This window comes from Rathayibacter sp. VKM Ac-2835, from assembly GCF_013266705.1.
GTDB lineage: Bacteria > Actinomycetota > Actinomycetes > Actinomycetales > Microbacteriaceae > Rathayibacter.
Window position 1 is genome coordinate 843,426 of the sequence record NZ_JABSNQ010000001.1, and the last position, 22,970, is coordinate 866,395.

Genomic DNA, 22,970 nt, shown 5'->3' on the forward strand with positions numbered 1-22,970 from the left:
CCCGGTTGCGCCCGACGACCGGCGTCGGTGCGGGCGACTACCCTCGAAGGGCGCTCGCGAGGGCGCACCGATTCGAGGAGGACCGCACGTGAGCATCATCGCCGCCGCAGACGGATCAGCGCTGGGCAACCCCGGCCCCGCAGGCTGGGCCTGGTACGTCGACGACGAGCGCTGGGCGGCCGGCGGCTGGTCGCACGGCACCAACAACATCGGCGAGCTCACCGCGGTGCTCGAGCTGCTCCGCGCCACGGCGCAGGAGAGCGAGCCCGTGCACATCCTCTGCGACAGCCAGTACGCGATCAAGGCCTGCACCGAGTGGCTGCCGGGCTGGAAGCGGAAGGGCTGGCGGAAGGCCGACGGCAAGCCGGTGATGAACGTCGAGATCATCAAGGCGCTCGACGAGGAGCTGCAGGGCCGAGCCGTCACCTTCGAGTGGGTCAAGGGGCACGCCAATCACCGGATGAACGAGGCCGCCGACGTGCGCGCCCGCGCCGCCGCGACGGCCTACCAGCGCCGCACGGCCGTCGACGCCGGTCCGGGCTGGCCGGGAGCCGCCCCCGCCGTGACCCCCGCCGTCGACACCGAGGACGCCCCCGCGACCCTGTTCTGACCCGAGGGGGCGCACCCCGCGCTCAGGGCAGCCGCAGCATCCCGGTCGCGACGAGCTCGCGCACGCGCGGCAGCACGGAGTCCAGTACGGCGGCCTCCTCGACGTGCAGGAGCGAGGCCACCGCGGCCGTGATCGCCGCGATCGACAGCTCGCCGTCGCAGGCCCCGACGACCGCGGCGAGAGCCGTGTCCGCCTCCTCCACCCGGGCGAAGCCGCCGCCCTGGCGCAGCCGGAGCACGGTCGGGTCGTCGTTGCCCGGCCAGTAGTGCCGCTCCTCCGTCACGTCGCCGGCGACGACGAGCGCCTGCCGCGCGAGGTCGGCGTCGTCGAGCACCGACAGTGCGTCGAGCGCCTCGAGGCAGTGCGCCAGGTGCCCGCCCAGCCCGGCCGTCGCGACCGCGCCGTCCAGCCGCTCGAGGCGCCGGATCGGCGGCCGGGGCGAGGCGGGGAGCCGCAGGGTCACGTAGCCGAAGCCGACCCCGGTCACGCCGCGCCGCTCGAAGTCCTCGAGCCAGGCGTCGACGAGCGCGTCGGACTCGGCGCCGCGGGTGGTCCCGCCGTCGCGGATCCAGGTCTCGGCGTAGATCGCCGGGTCCTGCTGCTCGCGCTCCACGATCCAGACGTCGAGCGGCGAGGCGGTCCCGTCCATCCACGCGGCGAGCCCGGCGTGCCCGGGCTCGAGGGCCTGCTCCAGCGGGCTGCGGCCGTCGGCCAGCCAGGCGCGGACCCGGTCGAACGCGTCGGCGTCGGCCCGGTACTCCCAGTTGCCGAGCAGCTGCGCGACGCCGCCCGGCACCAGGTGCTCGGCGGCGCCGACGATCACCCGGCGGACGATCTCATCGCCCTCGAGGCCGCCGTCGCGGTACTCGTAGGAGGGGACGCCCGCGCTGCGCGGGGTGATCACGAACGGCGGATTGGTGACGATCTGGTCGAACCGCTCCCCCGCGACCGGCTCGTAGAGGCTGCCGTGCCGGAACTCGATCGAGTCGATCCCGTTGAGCGCCGCGTTGAAGGCGGCGATCGCCAGCGCGCGGTGCGAGATGTCGGTCGCGACGACGCGGTCGGCGTGCCGGGAGGCGTGCAGCGCCTGGATCCCGCAGCCGGTGCCGAGATCGAGCACGCTGCCGACCCGCCGCTGGATCATCAGCCCGGCCAGGGTGAGGCTCGCGCCGCCGACGCCGAGCACGTGGTCATCGTCGAGCGGCCGACCGAGTGCGAGCTCACCGAGGTCGGAGGCGATCCACCAGGAGGCGGCGCCGTGCAGGTCGACGAGGTCGTAGGGCCGCAGGTCGAGCGCGGCGGTGACGACCGCGCCCGCCTCGGAGCGCACGAGCCCCAGCTCGAGGGCGCCGTCGAGACCGAGCGACGGGAACGCCGCCTCAGCCTGCTCGGTCGAGACGGGATCCGCGAGGAGAAAGAGCCGGGCGAGCGCGGCCAGGGGCCCGCCGTCGCCGCCCCGCTCGAGGGCGCGCCGGGCGGGGACGCGGTCGCCGCGGTGCAGCGCCTCGCCCGCGGCCTCGCCCCAGAGCTCGCGGACGGCGTCGACGCGATAGCGGGCACGGGAGAGGTCGTCGCCGAGGAGCGCGATGCGGGCTCGGTCGAGCTGGTCTGCTGGCTGCACCGCTCCATCCTCGTGCACGCCTCGAGCGCGCACGACGCGGCGGCCCTGCAGAACATCAGCCGAGAGCCGGGCTCATCGCTCATCGCCGAGGAAGGACCTCCCCAGCTGATGTTCTGCGCGCAATACGATCGAGGCATGCCCCTCACCGGAGAATACGAACCGAGCACGTCCGCCTGGGCCCGCGAGCAGGCGGAGCTCTACGAGGCCACCGGCGGCGCGGAGGGCAACCTCCTCCGCGGCAAGCCGATCATCGTCCTGACCACGGTCGGCGCCCGCAGCGGCAAGCTGCGCAAGACCGCACTGATGCGCGTCGAGCACGACGGCTCCTACGTCGTCGTCGCCTCGAAGGGCGGCGCGCCCGAGCACCCGGTCTGGTACCTGAACATGGTCAAGGAGCCGCACGTCGAGCTGCAGGACGGTCCTGTGAAGAAGGACTACACCGCGAGCGTCCTCGAGGGCGACGAGCGCGCCGCCTGGTGGGAGCGCGCGGTCGCGGCCTGGCCCGACTACGCGGAGTACCAGACCAAGACCGACCGGCAGATCCCGCTCGTTCTGCTCACGCCCTGGTCCTGACCCGGCCGCCCGTCACTCCGGAGCGACGACGGTCGTCTCCGGAGTGCCGTCGTCCGTCTCCGGAGCGTCCTCCGGATCCACCCGCGCCGCGATGAGCGCCAGCACCCGCGGGTGCGACAGCAGCACGAAGTGCCCCACCACCGAGACAGCGATGTTCTCGTGCGCCCCGGCGAGCCGGCTGCCGCCCGGGATGTACTGGTCGCGCATCCCGTAGATCGAGACGATGCGACGGTCGGCGTCGCGCTCGGCCAGCAGCGTCCGGATCACGGCGCGGTGCGGGCCGAACTCGCGCAGCGCGCGGGCCGGCGCGATGCGGGCGAGCGGGGAGCCGTTGAACGGCGTCGAGACGGCGATCATCCGGTCGATCCGGCCCTCGTCGCGGTCGTCGACGACCATCATGTGCTTGCCGATCAGGCCGCCCTTGCTGTGCGCGACGACGACGACCCCGCGCAGGTCGTGCTCGCGCAGGTACTCCTGGCCGAGCGCGGCGGAGGCGACGATCGGCCGGGTGTTGTAGCCGAGCGCGGGCAGCACGTGGATCGGGTGCCCGGCCGCGTGCAGCCGGTCGGCGATCGGCCGCAGGAACTGCCAGGTCTCGTAGATCCCGGGGATCAGCAGGACAGGTGCGCCGTCGCCCGAGGCGTAGCGCGAGACGTCCCAGCCCTCGCGCAGATGGGTGAAGCGCGACCCGTAGGCGTAGCGGTAGTCGCGCAGGTAGGCCGCGCGCAGCGAGGCGGAGGAGCGCCGCAGGCGCCCCCGCTCACTCGCCGGCATAGGCGGCCTCGAGCGCGGCGATGTCGAGCTTCGTCATCGTGAGCATCGCCTGGAGCGCCCGGGCAGCTCCCTCCGCGTCCGCACCGCCGAGCACGGTCGCGAGCGCGGTCGGCACGATCTGCCAGGACAGTCCCCAGCGGTCGCGGAGCCAGCCGCAGCGGCTCTCCTCGCCGCCGTCGGCGATCAGCGCGTCCCAGAGCCGGTCGACCTCGGCCTGGTCCTCGACCGAGACCTCGATCGAGACCGCCTCCGTGAACGGGAAGCGCGGGCCGGCGTTCATCGCCCGGAAGAGCTGCCCGTCGAGCTCGAAGGTCACGACGGTGACGGTGCCCGGCGCGGGCGAGCCCTCGGGCAGCACCTCGGTGCTCAGGATCCGCGAGTTCGGCACGAGCTCGGTGTAGAACTCCGCCGCCTCCTTCGCCTGGTCGTCGAACCACAGGAACGTGCTGACTGCACCCATGCCGGCCTCCTCGTCGATCCCCAGTGTGCCGTGCCGCGGGCCGGAGCGGTCAGAGCGGGTTGACGCCGAACGCGGTCGCGAGCTTGTCGATCTTCTTCGCCCGGCCCAGGCGCGGCAGGTCGCTGCCGTCGCGGATGACCCGGCCGCGGGCCTCGAAGTCGTCGAGGAAGTCGCGCGCCCACGCCACGTCGGACGGGGTCGGGCTGATGACCTCGTTGATGACCGCGAGCTGCTCGGTGTCGAGGCAGAGCTTGCCGGTGAGGCCCAGCGACACGGTGAGCGCCGACTGCTCGCGCAGCACGGGGTGGCTGTTCGAGACGGTCGGGCCGTCGATCGGGCCGGGCAGGTCGCCGATGCGCGAGGCGACGACGAGGCGCGAGCGCGGGTAGGCCATCGCCAGGTCGTCGGCGCTGGTGCCGGTGTCGCGGCGGTAGTCGCCGCTGCCGAAGGCGAGGCGGAAGGTGCCGCGGGCGCGGGCGATCGAGACCGCCTCCTCGATGCCGAGGGCCGACTCGACCAGGGCGAGCACCGGAGTCGCGCCGCCGAGGCGGTCGAAGGTCTCGGTGACGTGCTCGCCGGCCTCGGTCTTGGCGAGCATGACGCCGGCCAGGCCGGGCAGGCCCTTCAGCGCGTCGACGTCGTCCGACCAGAACGGGGTGGAGTGGTCGTTGATGCGGACCCAGGCGCGCTTCTCGCCGCTGAGCCAGGCGGCGACGTCGGCACGGGCCTCGGGCTTGGCCTTCGGGTCGACCGCGTCCTCGATGTCGAGGACGACCTGGTCGGCGCGCGAGGCGTGCGCGGCGTCGAAGGTGTCGGTGCGGGTCGCGTTGACGAGGAGCCAGGAGCGGGCGATCTCGGGGGCGACGTCGCGCCCCTTCCGCTTGAGGCCGGTCTCGCCGGAGGTGGCGGGGGTGGTGGGCAGCGTCACGTGAGCAGGTCCTTCCGGTGGCGCGGTCTTCGCACCGCGAGCCCCGCCGCTCAGCGACGGTGCCGGGGACCAGGGTAACGGCTCGGTGCGGCGCGGACGTGTCAGCGCCGCTCCCACAGCGTGATCGTCGCGGTCGGCACGGTCGAGCTCCGGGCGGCCTCGAAGCCCTCCGCCGCGAGCCAGTCGAAGGCTCCCGGGTCGGCGGCGGGGGCGGCGGTCCAGACCCGCTGCTCGCCGGCGAGGGCGGTGCGCAGCGCGTCGTCCTCGAGCAGGACGTCGGAGTAGGTGCCCGTCTCGGCGTACGAGCGCTCGAGGGCGACGTCGTCGAGTCCGGCGAACGCCTTCGGGTAGGCCGCGAGGGCGATCCGCGGCCGCAGCGACACGGTCCCGCTGTCGCCGAGCAGGAACGCGTCTCCCGGGAGAGCGCCGTCGCGAACCGTCTGCGCGAGGGCGCGGAGATCCTGACCGGCCGGCTTCCCGGTCTCCGTGCGCATCAGGACGAGGGCCGGCAGCGCCGCGACGGCGAGGGCACCGACGAGGACCCCCGCCGTCACCGGGCGCCACGAGGCGAGCGCCAGCCCGAGCGCCATCGCCAGTGCTGGCGAGCTGAGACTGAGGTAGCGCGGGGTGAACATCGGCTCGATCAGCGCGGTGCCCAGGAGCAGCACCGCGGCCGGCAGGAGCAGCCAGACGGCCAGCACGAGGACGAGCGGCGAGTCCGCCCGCGCTTCGGTCGCTCGAGGCCGGATCGCCCGCGCGCGCACCGCCGCGACGACCAGCAGCCCCACGGCGAGCGCCGCCAGCCACCACGCCGCGCCGAAGAACGACTCGACGACCACCGTGTAGGCGTTGACCGGCTGCGAGCGGAGCCAGCCGATCTGCCCGCTCTGGCCCGCCGCCGTGAGGATCACCGGACTCGCGACGCCGACCGACAGCACCGCGCCGAGCACGCCGGCACCGGAGCCCCGGGAGCGCCGCGGGGCGGCACTCGCGGCGAGCAGGACGAGGGCGGGCAGCACGAGGACGCAGTAGAGGAAGACGGCGTTCGCGAGCCCCGCGACCGCGACGAACGCGACCCAGCGCAGTGCCCCGCCGTCCCGCGCGGCGCGCACCACGAGCACCGCCGCCCACACGACCAGGGCGGTGGCGAGAGCGGAGGAGCGCGCCTCCGTCCCGTTGAACGACGTCCTGGGCAGCAGAACGAACACGATCGCGGCGGGCAGCGCGGCCCGCGGCCGTCCCAGCGCGCGCAGGAGCACCAGCACGCCCGCGGCACCCGCCCCCGCCGCGAGGGCGGACGGCGCCCGCACCGCGAGCTCCGACTCCCCCGCGATCGCGATCCAGCCGTGCATCAGCAGCGCGTACACGACGTGCACGGCGTCCTTCTGCTGCGCGAAGGCGAGCAGCTCGGGCAGCGGCAGCCGGGCGAGGCGCAGGGTGGCGGCCTCGTCGTTCCAGTAGGAGGGGATCCAGGAGCCGACCAGGGTCAGCAGCGTCGCGGCGACGAGGAACGCGCTCGCCGGGATCGACTCCGCCCTGATGTCCCTCACCCACCGCACCGTCCCACCGTAGGGGCGGCCCGGCCGGCTCAGAGCCCGGCGCGCTCCGCGAGGCCGGCTGAGAACGCGGCCTGCCCCGCGTGCTGGGTGTCGTCGTCGATCACCGAGACGAGCCGGACCGCGAGCGTCACCGGCGGGTCCCAGTCCTCGTCGACCACCCGGGCGAGATCGGCGTCCTCGAGCGTGTCGAGGTAGGCGAGCGTCTGCTCGTGCACCGCGTCGTAGTACTCGGCGAGCAGCTCGGCCGGCACCGCGGCGAGCGCCGCCACCTCGGCCGGCTCCATCCCGTAGCCGTTGGTCTCGGCCGGGAACGGCAGCCCGGAGCGCTCGTGGAAGCCGCCGGAGATCCAGATCTGCTCACGGTCGGCGAGCGGGGCGAGGTGGTCGTCCTGCACCCGGGTCAGGTGCCAGACGAGCCAGGCGGCGGAGTTGGCCTGCGCGTCGGCGCGGAACCCGAGCCGCTCGGGGGTGCTGTCCTCGAGGACGGCGTGCACCGTCCCGTGCACTCGGTCGAAGGCGTCGCGGAGGAGGTCGATGGCTGCAGTCATCCCGCCAGTCTCGTCGTCGCACTCGTCGAGCGGCACCCCCTGAGAGCGCTCAGAGCATCCCCGGAGGCAGGTGCCGGATACTCGCAGCGTGACCCCCGGAACCCCGAACCTGGCGATGAAGCCCTGGCTGACCTCCTACGCGGAGGGCGTCCCGGCCGAGATCGACCCGCCCACGCAGACCCTCGTCGATCTGCTCGAGGACTCGGTGGCCCGCTACAAGCGCGGTATCGCGCTCGAGTTCTTCGGCGCCGAGACGAGCTACGCCGAGCTGGGCGAGAAGGTCGCTCGAGCCGCCGAGGGCCTGCGCCGCCTCGGCGTGCAGGCCGGCGACCGCGTCGCCCTCGTGCTGCCGAACTGCCCCGAGCACGTGATCGCGTTCTACGCGGTGCTGCGCCTGGGCGCGATCGTCGTCGAGCACAATCCGCTCTACACGCCCCGCGAGCTCCGCCGGCAGTTCGAGGACCACGGCGCCCGCGTCGCGGTGGTCTGGAACAAGACGGCCGACGTCATCGCCGCCCTGCCCGCCGACCTCCGCGTCGAGCGGGTCGTCTCGGTCGACCTCACCGCGTCGTTCCCGCTCGGCAAGCGCCTCGCCCTGCGGCTGCCACTGCCGAAGATCCGCGAGGCGCGCGCCAAGCTGACCACGGCTCCGCGCACCCGCTCGCTGATCCCCTTCGACCGCCTCCTCGGCGGCCGCAGGATCGCCCGCTCGCACCCGCGACCGGCGCTCACCGACACGGCCCTGCTCCAGTACACGAGCGGCACCACGGGCACGCCGAAGGGCGCGATCCTCTCGCACGCCAACCTCCGCGCCAACGCGCTGCAGGGCCAGGCCTGGGTACCCGGGCTCCGCGAGGGCGACGAGACCTTCTACGCGGTCCTCCCCCTGTTCCACGCCTACGGGCTGACGCTCTGCCTCACCTTCGCGATCAGCATCGGCGCGAAGGTCGTGCTCTTCCCGACCTTCGACGTGGGCCTGGTGAAGGCCGCCGCGAAGAAGTCGCCGCCCACCTTCCTGCCCGCCGTGCCGCCGGTCTACGACGCGCTGGCCCGCGCCTCCGAGCGGCACGAGCTCGACCTGCGCGGCATCCGCTTCGCGATCTCAGGAGCGATGAGCCTGCCCGTCGCGACCGTCGACCGCTGGGAGCGCGCGAGCCGCGGACTCCTGGTCGAGGGCTACGGGATGACCGAGAGCTCACCCGTCGCGCTGGGCAATCCGGTGGGCCCGAGCCGCCGTCCCGGCACCGTCGGGGTCCCGTTCCCGAGCACGCGGATCCGTCTGGTCGACCCCGACGACCCCTCCGTCGACCGCGGCCCCGGCGAGTCGGGCGAGCTGCTGCTGCGGGGCCCGCAGGTGTTCCAGGGCTACTGGAAGCGCCCCGAGGACACGGCGGCGACGCTCCTGCCCGACGGCTGGCTCCGCACCGGCGACATCGCCACGGTCTCCGCGGACGGCTTCGTCACGATCGTCGACCGGGCGAAGGAGCTGATCATCACGGGCGGCTTCAACGTCTCGCCGTCCGAGGTGGAGGGCGTGCTCGAGTCGCACCCGGACGTGGTGCGCGCCGCGGTCGTCGGCCTGCCTCGAGCGGAGGGCGGCGAGAGCGTGGCCGCCGCGGTCGTGCTGCGCGCCGGGACGGTCGTCGAGGCGGAGGCGCTGCGCGACTTCTGCCGACTGCACCTGACGGCCTACAAGGTGCCGAAGCGGGTGGTGACGGTCGACGCGCTGCCGACCTCGCTGATCGGCAAGGTGCTGCGCCGCGAGGTGCGCGAGACGCTGCTGGGCTGAGCCGGCCCGCTGCCCCCGCTGCTCCACAAGGCTCGATGAAGGAGAACGACATGACGCGATTCGTGCAGTACACCGAGAACGGCGGCCCCGAGGTGCTCGAGGTCGTCGAGGCGCCGGAGCCCGAGGCCCCCGAGGGCGGCGTCGTCGTCGCGATCCGCGCGGCCGGCGTGAACCCGATCGAGTGGAAGATGCGCTCCGGCATCCGCCCCGGGCCGCCCTTCCCCCGCCGCCTCGGCTCGGACGGCGCCGGTGTCGTCACCGCCGTCGGCGCGGGCGTCTCCGGCTGGAGCGTCGGCGACCGGGTGATCGTGAGCGGCGCGAGCGGCACCTACGCCGACTCCGTCGTGGTCGCCCCCGAGAGCCTCGACCGGCTACCCGAGGGCCTCGGCTTCGAGGAGGCCGCCGCGCTCGGCGTCCCGATCAGCACGGCCTACCAGGCGGTCGTCTCGCTCGGCGTCGCGGAGGGCTCGGTCTTCCTCGTGCACGCGGGGGCGGGAGCGGTCGGCCAGGCCGCGGTGCAGTTCGCGGTGGAGCGCGGCGCGCGGGTGATCGCGACGGCGAGTCCGGCCAACCACGAGCGGCTGCGCGAGCTCGGCGCCGAGCCCGTCGCCTACGGACCCGGCCTCGAGGAGCGGCTGCGCGCGGCGGCGCCCGGCGGAGTGGACCGCGTGCTCGACGCCGCGGGCACCGACGAGGCGCTCGCCGCCTCCCTCGCGCTGGTCAGCGACCCGCAGCACGTCGGCACCGTCGTCGTCGGCGCGCGGGCGGCGGAGCTGGGCGTCCGCGCCTGGATGGGCGGCAGCCCCGTCCCGCTGACCGACGAGGAGAAGGCGCTGCGCCGAGAGGGCATCCCCCGCGCCGCCCAGCTCGCCGCCGACGGCCGCTTCTCCCTCGAGCTCGGCCCGCGCTTCGGCCTCGACGCCGCCGCCGACGCCCACCGCCTCAGCGAGGACGGCCACCCCCGCGGCAAGATCCTCCTCGTCCCCTGACCCGCGGCGAGCGACCCGCGCACCCCATGCTGATCGAGTAGCCCGCGCACCTCATGCTGATCGAGCGACCCGCGCACCCCATGCTGATCGAGTAGCCCGCGCAACGGGCGTATCGAGATCCCCGCCGACGAAGGAGTCCCGCCATGACCACCGACGACACCACCCCCGTCATCCTCGGCGGCGCCCGGACCCCCTTCGCCCGCTTCCAGGGCGCCTTCGCCCCGCTCTCGGCGGTGGAGCTCGGCGCCGCGGCCGTCCGCGCGGCCCTCGAGCGCTCCGGCGCGCACCCCTCCGACATCGACGCCGTGATCCTCGGCCAGGTCATCCAGGCCGGCGCCGGCCAGGGCCCCGCCCGCCAGACCGCGATCCGCGCCGGCCTCGGCTGGGACGTCCCTGCCACCACGATCAACAAGCTCTGCCTCTCCGGCCTCACCGCCGTGATCGACGCCGCCCGCCTGATCCGCACCGGCGAGGCGTCGGTCGTCGTCGCCGGCGGCCAGGAGTCGATGACGAACACCCCGCACCTCCTGCTCGGCGCCCGCTCCGGCCTCGGCGTCGGCGCGCGTCCCCTCGAGGACGCACTCCTGCACGACGGCCTCCTCGACCCCTTCGACGACCGGATGATGGGCCGCGTCACCGACGACGGCAACGCCGAGCGCGGGATCCACCGCGAGCGCCAGGACGCCTACGCCGCGCTCTCGCACCAGCGCGCGGCCGCGGCCCGCGACTCCGGAGTCCTCGCCGAGGAGATCGTGCCGGTCGTGGTCCCGCAGCGCCGCGGCCCGGACGTCCTGGTCTCCGAGGACGACGGCATCCGCCCCGAGAGCACCGTCGAGATCCTCGCGGGCCTCCGCCCCGCCTTCAGCCCCGAGGGAACGATCACCGCCGGCAGCTCCTCCCCGATCACCGACGGCGCGGCCGCCCTCGTCGTCGCGAGCAAGGGCTGGGCCCTGTCCCGCGGCCTGCCCTGGCTCGCCGAGATCGCCGAGCACGGCCAGGTCGCCGGCCCCGACAACTCGCTGCACTCCCAGCCGTCCGCCGCGATCCTCCGCGCCCTCGCCCGCCGCGGCGGCACCGTCGCCGACCTCGACCTGATCGAGATCAACGAGGCCTTCGCCTCGGTCGTCCTGCAGTCCGCCGACGACCTCGGCGTGCTGCCCGAGTCGGTCAACCTCGACGGCGGCGCCATCGCCCTCGGCCACCCCGTCGGCGCCTCGGGCGCCCGCCTCGCCCTGCACCTCGCGCTCGCCCTCCGCCGCCGCGGGGGCGGCCTCGGCGTCGCGGCCCTCTGCGGCGGTGGCGGCCAGGGCGAGGCCCTCCTCCTCCGCGCCTGACGGCCCCCCGCGAGATGCCACTTGTGCACGCCTTCCACGGCGTGTCGCGTGCACAAGTGGCATCTCGCGGGGAGGGTCAGCCGGCCCGGCTACGCTCGCGGGATGAGCATCCTCAGCGCGGACGGCCTCGAGTTCGTGACCCAGCGGCACCTGGCCACCCTGTCGACCCCGTGGCAGCAGGGACGCCTGCACGTCGTCGCCGTCGGCTTCACCTACGAGGACGGCGTCGTCCGCGTCATCACCTCGCGCGAGAGCCAGAAGGTGCTGAACGTCCGCCGCGGCGGCACCGCGACCGTCAGCCAGGTCGACGGCATCCGCTGGCTCAGCCTCGGCGGCCCGGCCTCGATCGAGGAGGACCCCGAGGCCGTCGCGCACGCCGTCGAGCTCTACTCGCAGCGCTACCGGACGCCCCGCGAGAACCCGCTCCGCGTCGCGATCCGCATCGACGTCGACTTCGCCCTCGCCTCCTCGGGCCTGCGCGCGGAGTAGCCCCGTGCACTCCCCCGACGCGCTGAGGGCCGACGGCACCGTCTCGTCGCTGCGGACCTACCGCTACGTCCGGGTGTCGCTCGTCGCCGCCGTGCTGTTCCTCGGCGTCGGAGTGACGTGGCAGCTCGCCACGCTCGTCCCCCTGCGCTCCATCAGCGCCGCCTACTACACGCCGGTGCGCTCGATCTTCGTCGGCTCGCTGTTCGCCGTCGCGGTCGGCCTCGTGGTCCTCGCCGGGCGCAGCCTCCGCCGCACTCTGCTCGTGATCGCCGGCTTCACCGCTCCCGTCATCGCCCTGGTGCCCGCACCGATCCCCTCCGACGAGCTGGCGCTGCTGACGGGCACCGGCTGCCCCGCGGGCGTCGCCCGCTGCGTCGCCCCCGGCACCGCGGACGCGATCGCCGTCGGGATGCTCGCCTACCTCGTCGTCGCCGCGGCGGCCCTGGTCGCCTCGCTCGCCTTCCTCGCCGTCGACCGCGCGCTCGACCGCGCCGCCTGGCTGCGGGCCGGCGGTGCCGCTGTGCTGCTCGCGGGCCTCGCCGTGTTCTCGACCACCCCGGCCTTCGCCGACCTCGGCCACTACGCCGCCGCCGCACTCTTCTTCCTGCTGATCGCCGCCGTCGCTGGCATCCACGCCCACGCCGTGCGCTCGCAGGGCGTCCGCGGACCGGGGTCGCTCCGCGCCTACTCGCTCGCCTACTCCGCGCTCGCCGTCCTCCTGGCCGCGGTCGACGCCGCCGCGATCGTCCTGCTGCTGAGCGGCCGGGCCTCCGCGCTCCTCGGCGAGCAGTGGCTGCTGATCGTGGAAGCGGTCGCCCTCGCCCTCTTCACCGCCTTCTGGATCCTGCAGACCGTCGAGAACTGGCGCGATCCGGACGCGGCGGCCCGCTGAGCGGTCGTCCACCCGTCCGCCGTTCCGACACGACGACAGGAGGAGGCCTCGTACGAATCCGTCTCAGGTGCCGCCTCCGAGCGGATCGAAGCGGCAGCCCTCCAGCGCCGCCCGGCCCGCGTCCTCTTCGGCGAAGGGGTAGTCGTCATTCGAGACGTCGTTCGCGTAGTCGGATGTCGAGTACGAGGGCGGCACGACCCCGAAGCGGATCAGGCACTCCACGATCAGCGTGGTCTCGTCAGCCCGATCCGGGTTGCGATGGGTCCAGCTGTAGAGGGCGCCGATCTCGGTCTCGCCCGAACTGCGGGAGCAGCCCTTCACATCCTCGTTGGCGGCATCGGCATCCGTATCCGGAGCGAACGTCAAGTGGAAAGACCCGTCGAGCGCGTACTCGTCGATGCCGTAGCCGAGATCCGCCACGCACCTGGCGAAGCGGTCGATCATCTCCGCGCGCTCCTCCTCCGAGACGGTCCCGTCCTCGATGACGGACCTGGTGAAGTCGTCCGTCGCCCGGTCGTAGGAGGCGGCGAACTCCGAGGCCCACGGGCCGCTGAAGGCAGGCCTGTCGAGAGCCGGTTCGGACTGCCTCTCAGAAGCAGTGGGACTCGAGCATGCGGTCAGGCCGAGGAGCAACGTGGCGCTCAGGACGAGGAGCGTCTTCCTGATCATTCGGCCGGGCTGCCTCTGCGAGTCGAGGCCAGGAGTCGCTGTCGAAGCAGAAATGCGCGAACCCGCACGGGCGAAGAGACGCATCACCGTCTGCCGACCTGCTCGAACTGCTCCCGGACGTAACGCGGGTGGATGAGCTCACGCCAGGCCCAGCCTGCCCAGGAGATCTCCGGGTCCGGGATGCGCCGCTTCCAGACGGAGGCGGCATAGGCCGTCGCGCCGAGGGTCGCGGCGACGCCCGCGAGCAGGGCGTTCCCCAGGGCGAAGGCCTCGAGAGCGAGTATTCCGATGAGCACAGCAAGGAGGCCGCAGCCCGCCATGAGAAAGCCCGGCCGCCGTCTCGGAGCGCGCCCTCTTCCTACCAGCAGGCCGGCGAAGAGTCCTATGAGCATTGCTGCGGCGGTCACCATGTTGTCTCTAACGTGGAGATCACTGGCACTCCGGCGAGCTCCACCGCAGGGCGATGGGCGCCGGAACGACCGAGATGAAAACGCACGAATCCGCGTCAGCAGCCAGTTGCGCCTGAAGGAACCACTGGGCACCCAGAACGGCGCAAGCGACGCCGAACGGACCTGGCAGCGCCGCGCAGAAGCCGGTGATCGCGCCGTACGAGGTGAGATCGCGAGTCTCCGACTTGCTGAATCCAGCTCCATACGCCGCGCTGTACCACTGCCACGTAGGGTCGGCGACGACGGGGTAAGCCGTGGACGGACTCGGTGTGACGACTTGAACCAAGTCATTGCCGCGAATCTCGTAGTGCGTCTCTACGGCCTGACCGCGCGCATCCTGTGCCCATGCCGCACCGATCGAGTACACCTGATAACGTCCCTCAGCGTCGAAGCCGACTGCTCAGAAAGTACCGTCCATGGCTTCAACCGGGACGAAATCACCGCCGACCGCGTAGCTGAACTCGTGCGCACTCCCCGCACCTCTGATCACGGACTGCACTCGCGTCGCTCCACTCTCCAAGACCTGGACCGCCAGATCCGCGTCACCCGATAGCGAGGAGTAGACGACCGTTCCATCGGCCGCTTCCTGCCCGGCTCCGACGGCGACATCGCTGGGGAGGGAGATCTTGAGAGCACCGCCACTGCTTGTCGAGAGAAGGAGGGGGTCGTGGGAATCGCGCGGGACGGTCGTTGCTCGATCGGATCCCGTCCATCCGTCGTCGCGCTCGAGAAGACCTTCGACGCCCCCATGATCGGGTGCCACGCGCTCGATGAGGGCCGCGGTGTCGTCCGCCGGAGCCAGGAGCGCGGCGCTCTCCGTCGCCTCGGCGTTCGCCGGAACCACCGGTACCACGACGAGGATCAGTGTCCCCAGAGCAGCGATGACTCCCTTTGCGAGGCGACGATGCGCGACCGTTCCCGACCTTGTTCTCTCCATGACGTCGCCCTCCGAATCTCGAAGCCGTTCGAGTGAACGGCTCATAGCACAGTAAATACCAGTATGGTGCCGAGGGCTCGATCTGGCGCGAGGTGCAGTCGCGCACCGCGGCTGGTCCACCGACAGAACGGGCCGAATCAGACCACGCGGGTCCGGAGAACGAAGAAGGCCCGCTCTCCCGAGCGGGCCTTCCATGTGGTGGTGGATCCGAGGGGATTCGAACCCCTGACCTCTTCATTGCGAACGAAGCGCGCTACCAACTGCGCCACGGACCCGTGCCTTCCGAGCCGTCACCGGCCCGAACAACTCGTCCACACTAGCACGTGGCCGAGGGGGCGTCGGAACGCTCAGGCGCCGCGGCGGCGCTGCAGGGCCTGGTCGAGGTCGATCGCGTCGACGCCCTCGACGACGCCCATCGAGGCGAAGCGCGAGGACGGGCGGGGTGCCTCGGGGACGGGGACCGGGCCGGTCGCACGGGGCGAGCGGATCGGCGCGACCTCGGGGGCCGCGGCGGCGGCGCGCTGCGCGATCTCGGCGTCCGCGGCGGCGGCGCGGAGGCGCTCCACGGCGTCGATCGAGGCCATCGCGCTGGCCGCGACGGTTCCGCGGGACAGGTAGAGGGGCTTGGGCAGCGGCTGCGGCGTCCAGCGCGTCTCCTCGGCGGCGGCGGCCTCCTCCTCGGGGGCGGCGGCCTCCTCGGCGAGCTCGGCCTCGAAGACCTCGGCGCGGCGGCGGGCCACCTCGGCGGTGCTGGTCGAGACCGAGGCGGGAGCGGCGCTGCGCTGCCGGCCCGGAGCGAGCAGGATGAGGGTGCCCAGCCCGGCGGCGAGCACCAGCACGCCGACCAGCGGCACGACGCCCGCGCCGCCGAAGGGCAGCATGACCAGCCCGACGAGGGTGACGACGAGGCCGATCAGCACCGCCAGCGCCGCGCCCTGGCGCCAGCGCATCGCGCCGGGAGCCGTCCGCGTGCTCTGCCGCGTGCTCGCGGCCGCTCGCCGCAGCGCTTCGCGCGCCGCCTTCTCCGCCTGTGCCAGCTCCATCGCCTGTGCCTTCTCTTCGGCTCGTTGTTTGGTCTCGGTCGCCCGGAGGGTGCGCTGCTGCAGCGCGACCTCGCGGGCCGTCGCCTCCGCACGCACGTGCTCGGGCACCTCGGCGGTCTCGGCGAGGATCCGCAGGGTCTGCTGGAGCCTCACCGCGTTGCGCTCGGTCGCGTAGAACGACCGCCGGCGCATCCACGCGGGGATGAGGTAGGCGACCCACAGAACGGCGGCGAGCGCCCAGACGACGCCCCCGCCCAGCCAGTCGCTACTCATGCGACCAACGCTAGGAGCACGGGGCGCTCCCGTCCGTGATTACGGGTAGGTGTGTCCGTGCGGATCGCGGATCAATCGGCTCCCCGTAGGGGGGACACCGGCGCCGTCGGGCGGCCCGGAGAGGCCCGATCGGCGGGAGGCGCGCTGGTCGGCGTCGGTCGGCACGCCGACGTCGCTCGGCACCTGGCCCTCGAGGTAGCGGCGCAGGACGCCGCGCGGCACCTCCTCCGCGACGAGGGCGAAGCAGAAGTGGTCGCGCCAGTCGCCGTTGATGTGGATGAAGCGGCGGCGCAGGCCCTCGTAGCGGAAGCCGAGCTTCTCGACCACGCGCAGGCTGGGCCGGTTCTCGGGGCGGATGCAGATCTCGATCCGGTGCAGCCCGAGGTCGAAGAAGGCGTGGTCCGTGGCGAGCGCCACCGAGACCGGCGTGATGCCGCGGCCGGCGTAGCGCTCGGAGACCCAGTAGCCGATCGAGCCCGAGGAGAGCGAGCCGTAGCCGATGTTCGAGATGTTGAGCTGGCCGGCCAGCTCGCCGTCCCAGTCGATCAGGAACGGCACGCCGCCGCCGGCGCGCGCGTTCTGCTGCAGCGAGCGGATGCTGGCCCGCACGTCGAAGGCCGCGCCGCCGCGGGGGTCGGACGCCTCCCACTGCCGCAGCCAGGCGCGATTCGCGATCAGCTCGCGCTCGAGGGGGCGGGCGTCCCGGACCCGGATCGGGCGGATGGTGACACGACCCTCGGTGAGCGTCGGTATCGGCAGCGGCATGTGCTGACCCTACTGCGCGGTCGCGGCGGTCGAAGGGGGTGGACCGGAGCGCCGGAACGCGGCAGGGGCATCGGCGACCGGAGCCGCACGCATGCCGGTCGAGCAACGCCGAGCCACATGCTGGTCGAGTAGCGCCTACGGCGCGTATCGAGACCCACGTCCGCCAGAAGAGCGGCACTGCAGGCCCGACTGCTGGCGACGGTGGATCTCGATACGCCCGCTGCGCGGGCTACTCGATCAGCATGGAACGAACGCCCGCTGGGCGGGCTACTCGATCAGCGTGTGCGGGCCGCGGAGCGGGCTGCTCGAAGTGCAGCGCCCGCCCCGCGGGCTCCTCGCTCAGAGACCCGCGACGAAGTCCTTCAGCCAGGGCTTGAGGTCGACGCCGAGGTCCTCGCGGTCGGAGGCGAGCTGCACGATCGCCTTGATGTAGTCGAGCTTGTCGCCGGTGTCGTAGCGGCGGCCGCGGAAGACGACGCCGTAGACGCCGCCGAACTCGGCCGGGTCCTGCGCCATGCGCTCGAGGGCGTCGGTCAGCTGGATCTCGCCGCCCTTGCCGGGCGGGGTGTCCTCGAGCACGCCGAACACGTCGGGCTTGAGGACGTAGCGGCCGATGATCGCGAGGTTGGAGGGCGCGTCCTCCTTGGAGGGCTTCTCGACGAGGCCGGTGATGCGCACCACGTCGTCCTCATCGGTGGTCTCGACCGCGGCGCAGCCGTAGAGGTGGATCTGGTCGGGGTCGACCTCGAGGAGGGCGACGACCGTGGTGTCGCGCTGCTCCGCGACGTCGATCATGCGGGTGAGGAGGGGATCGCGCGCGTCGATCAGGTCGTCGCCGAGGAGGACGGCGAACGGCTCGTCGCCGACGTGGCGCTGCGCGCGGGAGACGGCGTGGCCGAGGCCCTTCGGCTCGCCCTGGCGGACGAAGTGCACGTCGGCGAGGTCGCTCGCGTACTGGACGTGCGCCAGCTTGGCGTCGTCCAGCTTCTTGGCGAGGTTCTGCTCGAGCTCGGGGACCGAGTCGAAGTGGTTGGCGAGCGCGTTCTTGTTGCGCCCGATGATGACGAGGACGTCCTGGAGTCCGGCGTCCGCGGCCTCCTCGACCACGTACTGGATCGCCGGCTTGTCGACGACGGGCAGCATCTCCTTGGGGATGGCCTTGGTCGCCGGCAGGAAGCGGGTGCCGAGACCGGCGGCGGGGATGACGGCTTTGCGGATTCGAGTGCCCATGGGGCGCCATACTAGCGGCGGCCGTGGTCCGGCACGTTTCGGCCGGATCGGGGGCTTGACCGCCGTGTACCCCGCTCGCGGACCGAGCCGCCGCAGGACTCCTCACGATCGCGGTCCGGCACTCCTCGCGAGCGCGATTCCGGCCGGGGAAGCCGCCGGACACCCCGGATCTAGACTGGGCTCCATGCCAGCCGACATCACCCACGAGAAGCGGGCGCTGCGCGCCGAGCTCCGTGAGCGCCGACGCACGCAGACCGCGACCGCCCGCGAGCAGGCCACCCTGCACCTCACCGAGCACCTCGAGGAGCTGGCGACCCGGGTCGGCGCCCGCTCGATCGCCTGCTACCTGTCGGCGCCGGACGAGCCGAGCACCCGGCCGTTCCTCGGCTGGGCCGAGGGCCGCGGCATCCGCGTCCTCTTCCCCATCTCCCGCCAGGACGGACTGCTCGACTGGGCGGTCGGCGACGGCCACACCGAGACGCAGGGCCTGTTCGGGATGCCGGAGCCGGTCGGGCAGCTGCTCGGCCCCATCGCGATCAACGACGTCGACCTGATCATCGTCCCCGCCGCCACCGTCGACCGCTCGGGCATGCGGATGGGCTGGGGACGCGGCTACTTCGACAAGACGCTGGGCTCGATGGAGAAGTGCCCGCCGGTCTACGCGGTGATCTTCGACAGCGAGTTCGTCGAGCACGTGCCCAGCGAGGTGCACGACCAGGCGGTCGACGGAGTCGTCACCCCCTCCGGCATCGTCGACATCCGCCGCTGATCCGCTCTCCTCTTCCTCCTCCCCCACCGCCGCCACCCGCCTCAGGAGCACCAGTGCCCACCTACTCCTACCGCTGCACCCAGTGCGGCAACGCCTTCGACATCCAGCAGAAGTTCACCGACGACACCCTCACGGAGTGCCCGAGCTGCCAGGGCGCGCTGCGCAAGGTCTTCAGCGCGGTCGGCGTGACCTTCAACGGGTCGGGCTTCTACCGGACGGACTCGCGGGCGTCGGGCTCCGGTTCCGGTTCGAAGGAGTCGAAGGGCGAGTCGGGCGGAGGGTCGTCCGCACCTGCCGCGACCGGCTCGGGATCCGGAGGGTCGTCCTCGGGCGGCTCGGGCTCCTCGTCGGGTTCCTCGGGCTCGGGCTCGTCCGGCTCCGGCTCCTCCGGCTCCTCGTCCTCGGGGTCCGGCTCGTCCGGGTCCTCGGGCTCCTCCTCCTCGAAGCCCTCGTCCTCCGGGTCGGGCTCCTCCTCCTCCTCCTCCTCCTAGGGCCGCCACTCCTCCGGGAGCCGACCCGCCTCCGCGCACCTCACCCCGCCCGCCGGCAGAAACGGAACAGACCATGATCAACGGCTTCAAGGAGTTCATCCTCCGCGGCAACGTCATCGACCTGGCGGTGGCCGTGGTCATCGGCGCCGCGTTCACCACGATCGTCAACGCGATCGTGACCGGGATCTTCAACCCGCTGATCGGCGTCATCTTCGACGCCTCCTCGCTCGAGGGGATCGGCTGGACGCTGCGCACGGGAGAGAACGGCGAGCCCGACACCGTTCTCGCCTGGGGCGCTGTGCTCTCCGCCCTGATCCAGTTCGTGATCGTCGCGTTCGTGCTCTACTTCGCGTTCGTCCTGCCGATCAACCACCTCAAGAACGCCGCGTTCAAGAAGAAGATGGACGACGCGCCCGCCGCCGAGGACAAGGCGCCCACCGAGCTCGAGCTCCTCGCCGACATCCGCGACCTGCTCGCCAACGGCGGCACGGCGACCACCGCGAACTCCGGCAAGCACGTCGACTGACGTTCCGGCACGGCGAGAGGGGCGGCGATCGCGAGGTCGCCGCCCCTCTCCGCGCGTCGGGCGATGTCCGCGGAGCGCACTCCCGCCGCCGCTTCCGAGGCAAATCTTGTTAACGGTAACAATCTGCTCGCGTGTCGCCCTCGCGAGCCTTTAGTGTGTGGTTCCTCACCACCCGTGCGACGGAGCACCGGCGCCCTCGCCCGAGGGTCCGCGGCCTCGTCGCACTCTCGACGACGAGGAACCCTGCATGAGACGATCACGATCGACGTTGCGGACCGCTCTGGCGACCACGACGATCGCAGCCACCGCGCTGCTCGGAGCCGCCCTCCCGGTCTCCGCCTCCGGAGCGACGGCTCAGCCGCTGCTCCACTACAGCTTCGACACCGCCCCGACCGGCACCACCGTGGCCGACACGAGCGGCAACGGCTACAACGGCACGCTGCGCGGCACCGGCGCCACCGTGGCCGCGGGCGCGCTCAGCCTGCCGGGCGGCTCCGCCGCCGCGGCCCCCTACGTCGACATCCCGACGGCCGGCCTGGTCGGCAAGAAGGACATCACGGTCTCCACCTGGCTGTCGAACCGGACCGGGCCCGCGAACACCGCGGCCGCCTTCCTCGGCGCCCCCGTCGCGGCCGGAGCCTCCTTCTCCTCCGGCTACTTCCTGCTCAACCCGACGAACCCGGCCGGCTACGTCAAGTCGGTCGTGACCAACGCGACCAACGCCGGCGCCCCGTGGAGCACCGAGGTCGGCCCCGGCTCGACGAACGCCGCCAGCACCGGCCTGCGCACCCCTGCCGGCTACTCGCTCTACACGACCGTCATCGACGGCACGAACGGCACCCTCTCGGTCTACGTCAACGGCAGCCGCATCGGCCAGAACGCGATCGCGCGCAACGTCTCCTCCTTCGGCGCCTCGCTGGTCGGCTACCTCGGGCGCTCCACCTACAACGACGCCGGCTGGAACGGCCTCGTCGACGACTTCGCGGTCTACGACAGCGCGCTCACCGCCGACGCCGTCACCGCGCTGTACTCGTCGCAGGCGATCGACCGCGCCGTCGCCTCCGTCAGCATCCCGACGACCGCGACCGCCGGCTTCGCTCTGCCCACCAGCAGCGCCGGCGTCGCCGTGACCTGGCGCTCGAACAACACGGCCATCGCCGTCTCCGGAGGCAGCGCCGTCGTCACGCGACCGGGCGTCGGCTCCCCCGACGCCGCCGTGACCCTCACAGCGACCTTCACCTCCGGCAGCGACACCCGCACCGTCGACTACCCCGTGGTCGTCACCGCGGAGCTCGCCGACGCGGACAAGGTGCAGCGCGACCTCGACGCCGTGACCGTCGCCCAGGCCGGCGACGTCCGCACCAACATCTCGGTGCCGGCCCGCGGAGCGCTCGGCTCGAGCATCGCCTGGAGCGTCGTCGGCTCGAGCGCCGCGTCGATCCGCGACGGCAGCACCGCCGACAGCCGCACCATCGTCGTCGAGCGCCCCGCCGCGGGCAGCCCGGCCGTCGACGTGACGGTCCGCGCCACCGCGACGAGCGGATCGGTGATGCGCACCCGCGACTTCACCCTCCGCCTCCAGCCGCTCCCCACCGGCAAGGACGACACCGAGGCCTACGTCTGGGCCTTCTTCACCGGCGAGGGAGCGGGCGCCGAGCGCGTCAGCCTCGCGGCTTCGAAGGGGAACGACGCCCTCGACTGGAACACGCTGAACGGCGGACAGCCCGTCTTCACCTCCGACCAGGGCACCAAGGGCCTGCGCGACCCGTTCGTGATCCGCTCGCACGAGGGCGACAAGTTCTTCATGCTCGCGACGGACCTCAAGATCGACGGCCTCGCCGGCGGCTTCGACACCGCGCAGAAGTCGGGCTCGACGTACATCGAGGTCTGGGAGTCGACCGACCTGGTGAACTGGTCGGCGCAGCGTCACGTGAAGGTCTCGACCGACTTCGCCGGCAACACCTGGGCGCCCGAGGCGTACTGGGACGACGAGCTCGACACCTACGTCGTGTTCTGGGCCTCGAACATGTACCCGACGACGAACGCGGCCGACCGCACCGCCGTCACCTACAACCAGATGATGTACGCGACCACCGACGACTTCGTCACCTTCTCGGAGGCGAAGCCGTGGATCGACGTCAAGCGCGGCACCGGCCGCGGCACGATCGACTCGACCATCGCGAAGGACGGCGACACCTACTACCGCTTCACCAAGGACGAGGCGTCGATGACGCTGCGCGAGGAGAAGAGCACCGACCTGCTCGCCACGATCAGCGGCTCGCTGCCCGGCACCTCCAGACCCGCGGACGAGTGGACCCTGGTCAAGGAGCGCGTCGCCTCCGGCCTGCCCAACGGCGAGCCGAACGGCACCTTCACCAGCGGTGAGGGCCCGAACGTCTTCCCCGCGAACGAGGGCGACGTGAACGGCCTCGACTGGTTCCTCTTCATCGACCAGCCGGACTACCACGCGGGACCGAACCACTACATCCCGTTCGGCACCGACGACCTGGCCGCCGACGCCTGGCAGCCGCTCGGAGCGAAGCTGCGGGAGAACCTGCCGCAGAACTCCGACGGCGGCAAGCCCCGCCACGGCACGGTCATCCCGGTGACCCGCGCCGAGTACCAGCGGATGCTCGAGGCCTACGCCCCGGCCATCGCCGTCACCTCGGTCGCTCCGATCGCGGTCTCGACCGCCGCCGGCGTCGCCCCGGTGCTGCCGAGCGCGGAGCTCACGACGGCGGACGGCGCGAAGCGCACCGTCGCCGTCACCTGGGACGCCGTCGCCCCCGCCTCCTACGCCGCCGCCGGCACCTTCACGGTGCGCGGCGTGGCGCAGGACGACTCGCGGATGCCGGTGACCGCCACGGTCACCGTCCAGTCGTCGCTGAAGCTGACGGCCGCAGCGACCACCCGCTGCGTCGCCGGCAAGGTGGTGCTGACGGTCGTCGCGACCAACGGCGACACCGTCCCGATGGACGTCACCGTCACCTCGACGGCGGGCACGAAGTCCTTCGCCGGCGTCAAGGCGGGCTCGAACGCCTCCGCCGCCTTCACCGTCCGGGCCGCCCAGCTCGCGGCCGGCGAGGCGACGGTAACGGCGACCGCCACGGTCGGCGGCACGACGGTCACCTCGACGGTGAAGGCCCCCTACGCGGCCCGCACCTGCGGCTGAACCGGGGAACGCCCTGACGGCGGCCCGTCGCGCTCCGGCGCGGCGGGCCGCTCCCGTGTCGGGGAGCCCTGCTGACCCCT

The 22,970-nt window shown here is 72.8% G+C and carries 24 protein-coding genes and 1 tRNA gene; 11 read left to right on the top strand and 14 right to left on the bottom strand.

All coding sequences use genetic code 11. From position 1 onward, the window contains the following. Nucleotides 1-88: 88 nt before the first annotated feature. Nucleotides 89-610, top strand: coding sequence for a ribonuclease H (locus HRK28_RS03840; RefSeq protein WP_123445254.1), 522 nt, complete (start codon nucleotides 89-91; stop codon nucleotides 608-610). A gap of 22 nt (nucleotides 611-632) precedes the next feature. On the opposite strand, the gene HRK28_RS03845 is transcribed toward HRK28_RS03840, so the two are convergent. Further along, nucleotides 633-2,231 carry a methyltransferase gene (locus tag HRK28_RS03845; RefSeq protein WP_173250464.1) on the bottom strand — a complete coding sequence of 533 codons (1,599 nt, stop codon included), beginning with the start codon at nucleotides 2,229-2,231 and terminating at the stop codon, nucleotides 633-635. Nucleotides 2,232-2,366: 135 nt separating this feature from the next. Between HRK28_RS03845 and HRK28_RS03850 the strand changes: the two genes are divergently transcribed. Next, nucleotides 2,367-2,804, top strand: coding sequence for a nitroreductase family deazaflavin-dependent oxidoreductase (locus HRK28_RS03850; RefSeq protein WP_123445252.1), 438 nt, complete (start codon nucleotides 2,367-2,369; stop codon nucleotides 2,802-2,804). Nucleotides 2,805-2,816: 12 nt separating this feature from the next. Here HRK28_RS03850 and HRK28_RS03855 read toward each other — a convergent pair whose 3' ends face one another. The 5 genes from HRK28_RS03855 to HRK28_RS03875 all read right to left on the bottom strand — a co-directional run bounded on the left by HRK28_RS03855 (nucleotide 2,817) and on the right by HRK28_RS03875 (nucleotide 7,073). Next, nucleotides 2,817-3,578, bottom strand: a complete 762-nt coding sequence (locus tag HRK28_RS03855) for a triacylglycerol lipase (protein WP_173250465.1) — start codon at nucleotides 3,576-3,578, stop codon at nucleotides 2,817-2,819. Further along, nucleotides 3,565-4,038 carry a VOC family protein gene (locus HRK28_RS03860; RefSeq protein ID WP_160087973.1) on the bottom strand — a complete coding sequence of 158 codons (474 nt, stop codon included), beginning with the start codon at nucleotides 4,036-4,038 and terminating at the stop codon, nucleotides 3,565-3,567. The genes HRK28_RS03855 and HRK28_RS03860 overlap by 14 nt, the downstream gene beginning before the upstream one ends. A gap of 49 nt (nucleotides 4,039-4,087) precedes the next feature. After that, on the bottom strand, nucleotides 4,088-4,966 hold the full coding sequence (locus HRK28_RS03865) for a CoA ester lyase (protein ID WP_208543743.1): 879 nt from the start codon (nucleotides 4,964-4,966) through the stop codon (nucleotides 4,088-4,090). 101 nt (nucleotides 4,967-5,067) lie between these two features. Continuing rightward, complete coding sequence (locus HRK28_RS03870) at nucleotides 5,068-6,516, bottom strand: glycosyltransferase family 39 protein (RefSeq protein WP_173250466.1); 1,449 nt, start codon at nucleotides 6,514-6,516, stop codon at nucleotides 5,068-5,070. A gap of 38 nt (nucleotides 6,517-6,554) precedes the next feature. Further along, complete coding sequence (locus HRK28_RS03875) at nucleotides 6,555-7,073, bottom strand: DUF664 domain-containing protein (RefSeq protein ID WP_173250467.1); 519 nt, start codon at nucleotides 7,071-7,073, stop codon at nucleotides 6,555-6,557. Between the two features lie 115 nt (nucleotides 7,074-7,188). Here HRK28_RS03875 and HRK28_RS03880 point away from each other — a divergent pair, with 115 nt between their 5' ends. The 5 genes from HRK28_RS03880 (at nucleotide 7,189) to HRK28_RS03900 (ending at nucleotide 12,566) form a co-directional block, all read left to right on the top strand. Continuing rightward, nucleotides 7,189-8,862, top strand: coding sequence for a long-chain-fatty-acid--CoA ligase (locus HRK28_RS03880; protein WP_173250981.1), 1,674 nt, complete (start codon nucleotides 7,189-7,191; stop codon nucleotides 8,860-8,862). 50 nt (nucleotides 8,863-8,912) lie between these two features. Continuing rightward, nucleotides 8,913-9,851: an NADP-dependent oxidoreductase gene (locus HRK28_RS03885; protein ID WP_173250468.1), complete on the top strand. Its 939-nt coding sequence runs from the start codon at nucleotides 8,913-8,915 to the stop codon at nucleotides 9,849-9,851. Nucleotides 9,852-9,994: 143 nt separating this feature from the next. Further along, nucleotides 9,995-11,185, top strand: coding sequence for an acetyl-CoA C-acyltransferase (locus HRK28_RS03890; protein ID WP_173250469.1), 1,191 nt, complete (start codon nucleotides 9,995-9,997; stop codon nucleotides 11,183-11,185). A 102-nt stretch (nucleotides 11,186-11,287) separates the two neighbouring features. Then, nucleotides 11,288-11,674 carry a pyridoxamine 5'-phosphate oxidase family protein gene (locus HRK28_RS03895; RefSeq protein ID WP_123445245.1) on the top strand — a complete coding sequence of 129 codons (387 nt, stop codon included), beginning with the start codon at nucleotides 11,288-11,290 and terminating at the stop codon, nucleotides 11,672-11,674. 4 nt (nucleotides 11,675-11,678) lie between these two features. Next, nucleotides 11,679-12,566 (top strand): hypothetical protein, encoded by an 888-nt coding sequence (locus HRK28_RS03900; protein WP_173250470.1) that lies wholly within the window; start codon nucleotides 11,679-11,681, stop codon nucleotides 12,564-12,566. A gap of 63 nt (nucleotides 12,567-12,629) precedes the next feature. Here the strand turns inward: HRK28_RS03900 and HRK28_RS03905 are convergent, their stop codons facing one another. From HRK28_RS03905 to galU, 8 genes are all read right to left on the bottom strand, one after another. After that, a complete protein-coding gene (locus tag HRK28_RS03905; RefSeq protein ID WP_173250471.1) occupies nucleotides 12,630-13,010 on the bottom strand; it encodes a hypothetical protein in 381 nt (126 codons plus the stop codon). A 308-nt stretch (nucleotides 13,011-13,318) separates the two neighbouring features. After that, nucleotides 13,319-13,645, bottom strand: a complete 327-nt coding sequence (locus HRK28_RS03910; protein ID WP_160087959.1) for a hypothetical protein — start codon at nucleotides 13,643-13,645, stop codon at nucleotides 13,319-13,321. Between the two features lie 19 nt (nucleotides 13,646-13,664). Further along, nucleotides 13,665-14,051: a hypothetical protein gene (locus tag HRK28_RS03915; RefSeq protein WP_173250472.1), complete on the bottom strand. Its 387-nt coding sequence runs from the start codon at nucleotides 14,049-14,051 to the stop codon at nucleotides 13,665-13,667. Nucleotides 14,052-14,084: 33 nt separating this feature from the next. Then, on the bottom strand, nucleotides 14,085-14,666 hold the full coding sequence (locus HRK28_RS03920; protein ID WP_173250473.1) for a hypothetical protein: 582 nt from the start codon (nucleotides 14,664-14,666) through the stop codon (nucleotides 14,085-14,087). 154 nt (nucleotides 14,667-14,820) lie between these two features. After that, nucleotides 14,821-14,896 (bottom strand) — tRNA-Ala (locus tag HRK28_RS03925). A 72-nt stretch (nucleotides 14,897-14,968) separates the two neighbouring features. Then, complete coding sequence (locus tag HRK28_RS03930) at nucleotides 14,969-15,937, bottom strand: hypothetical protein (RefSeq protein WP_173250474.1); 969 nt, start codon at nucleotides 15,935-15,937, stop codon at nucleotides 14,969-14,971. Nucleotides 15,938-15,976: 39 nt separating this feature from the next. Next, nucleotides 15,977-16,702, bottom strand: a complete 726-nt coding sequence (locus HRK28_RS03935; RefSeq protein WP_123445236.1) for a GNAT family N-acetyltransferase — start codon at nucleotides 16,700-16,702, stop codon at nucleotides 15,977-15,979. Nucleotides 16,703-17,041: 339 nt separating this feature from the next. Then, entirely contained in the window at nucleotides 17,042-17,932 is an 891-nt protein-coding gene (gene galU, locus HRK28_RS03940; protein WP_160087953.1) for a UTP--glucose-1-phosphate uridylyltransferase GalU, read from the bottom strand. A 184-nt stretch (nucleotides 17,933-18,116) separates the two neighbouring features. On the opposite strand from galU, the gene HRK28_RS03945 reads away from it, so the two are divergent. The 4 genes from HRK28_RS03945 to HRK28_RS03960 all read left to right on the top strand — a co-directional run bounded on the left by HRK28_RS03945 (nucleotide 18,117) and on the right by HRK28_RS03960 (nucleotide 22,890). After that, a complete protein-coding gene (locus tag HRK28_RS03945) occupies nucleotides 18,117-18,701 on the top strand; it encodes a 5-formyltetrahydrofolate cyclo-ligase (RefSeq protein WP_160087951.1) in 585 nt (194 codons plus the stop codon). 53 nt (nucleotides 18,702-18,754) lie between these two features. Beyond that, nucleotides 18,755-19,192, top strand: a complete 438-nt coding sequence (locus tag HRK28_RS03950) for an FmdB family zinc ribbon protein (RefSeq protein WP_173250475.1) — start codon at nucleotides 18,755-18,757, stop codon at nucleotides 19,190-19,192. 73 nt (nucleotides 19,193-19,265) lie between these two features. Further along, the gene (gene mscL / locus HRK28_RS03955; RefSeq protein ID WP_160087947.1) at nucleotides 19,266-19,718 is read left to right on the top strand and encodes a large conductance mechanosensitive channel protein MscL; all 453 of its coding nucleotides are present in this window, start codon (nucleotides 19,266-19,268) and stop codon (nucleotides 19,716-19,718) included. A gap of 247 nt (nucleotides 19,719-19,965) precedes the next feature. Beyond that, entirely contained in the window at nucleotides 19,966-22,890 is a 2,925-nt protein-coding gene (locus tag HRK28_RS03960; protein ID WP_173250476.1) for an immunoglobulin-like domain-containing protein, read from the top strand. The last annotated feature ends 80 nt before the right edge of the window (nucleotides 22,891-22,970 follow it).

What these genes read in the sequence shown, in the direction of transcription:
- HRK28_RS03855 (WP_173250465.1), bottom strand. Translation starts at nt 3,578, where the DNA reads ATGCCGGCGAGTGAGCGGGGGCGCCTGCGGCGCTCCTCCGCCTCGCTG.
- HRK28_RS03875 (WP_173250467.1), bottom strand. Translation starts at nt 7,073, where the DNA reads ATGACTGCAGCCATCGACCTCCTCCGCGACGCCTTCGACCGAGTGCAC.
- HRK28_RS03890 (WP_173250469.1), top strand. Translation starts at nt 9,995, where the DNA reads ATGACCACCGACGACACCACCCCCGTCATCCTCGGCGGCGCCCGGACC.
- HRK28_RS03905 (WP_173250471.1), bottom strand. Translation starts at nt 13,010, where the DNA reads ATGATCGACCGCTTCGCCAGGTGCGTGGCGGATCTCGGCTACGGCATC.
- HRK28_RS03895 (WP_123445245.1), top strand. Translation starts at nt 11,288, where the DNA reads ATGAGCATCCTCAGCGCGGACGGCCTCGAGTTCGTGACCCAGCGGCAC.
- HRK28_RS03850 (WP_123445252.1), top strand. Translation starts at nt 2,367, where the DNA reads ATGCCCCTCACCGGAGAATACGAACCGAGCACGTCCGCCTGGGCCCGC.
- HRK28_RS03960 (WP_173250476.1), top strand. Translation starts at nt 19,966, where the DNA reads ATGAGACGATCACGATCGACGTTGCGGACCGCTCTGGCGACCACGACG.
- HRK28_RS03935 (WP_123445236.1), bottom strand. Translation starts at nt 16,702, where the DNA reads ATGCCGCTGCCGATACCGACGCTCACCGAGGGTCGTGTCACCATCCGC.
- mscL (WP_160087947.1), top strand. Translation starts at nt 19,266, where the DNA reads ATGATCAACGGCTTCAAGGAGTTCATCCTCCGCGGCAACGTCATCGAC.
- HRK28_RS03885 (WP_173250468.1), top strand. Translation starts at nt 8,913, where the DNA reads ATGACGCGATTCGTGCAGTACACCGAGAACGGCGGCCCCGAGGTGCTC.
- HRK28_RS03945 (WP_160087951.1), top strand. Translation starts at nt 18,117, where the DNA reads ATGCCAGCCGACATCACCCACGAGAAGCGGGCGCTGCGCGCCGAGCTC.
- HRK28_RS03930 (WP_173250474.1), bottom strand. Translation starts at nt 15,937, where the DNA reads ATGAGTAGCGACTGGCTGGGCGGGGGCGTCGTCTGGGCGCTCGCCGCC.
- HRK28_RS03910 (WP_160087959.1), bottom strand. Translation starts at nt 13,645, where the DNA reads ATGGTGACCGCCGCAGCAATGCTCATAGGACTCTTCGCCGGCCTGCTG.
- galU (WP_160087953.1), bottom strand. Translation starts at nt 17,932, where the DNA reads ATGGGCACTCGAATCCGCAAAGCCGTCATCCCCGCCGCCGGTCTCGGC.
- HRK28_RS03880 (WP_173250981.1), top strand. Translation starts at nt 7,189, where the DNA reads ATGAAGCCCTGGCTGACCTCCTACGCGGAGGGCGTCCCGGCCGAGATC.
- HRK28_RS03860 (WP_160087973.1), bottom strand. Translation starts at nt 4,038, where the DNA reads ATGGGTGCAGTCAGCACGTTCCTGTGGTTCGACGACCAGGCGAAGGAG.
- HRK28_RS03920 (WP_173250473.1), bottom strand. Translation starts at nt 14,666, where the DNA reads ATGAGCCGTTCACTCGAACGGCTTCGAGATTCGGAGGGCGACGTCATG.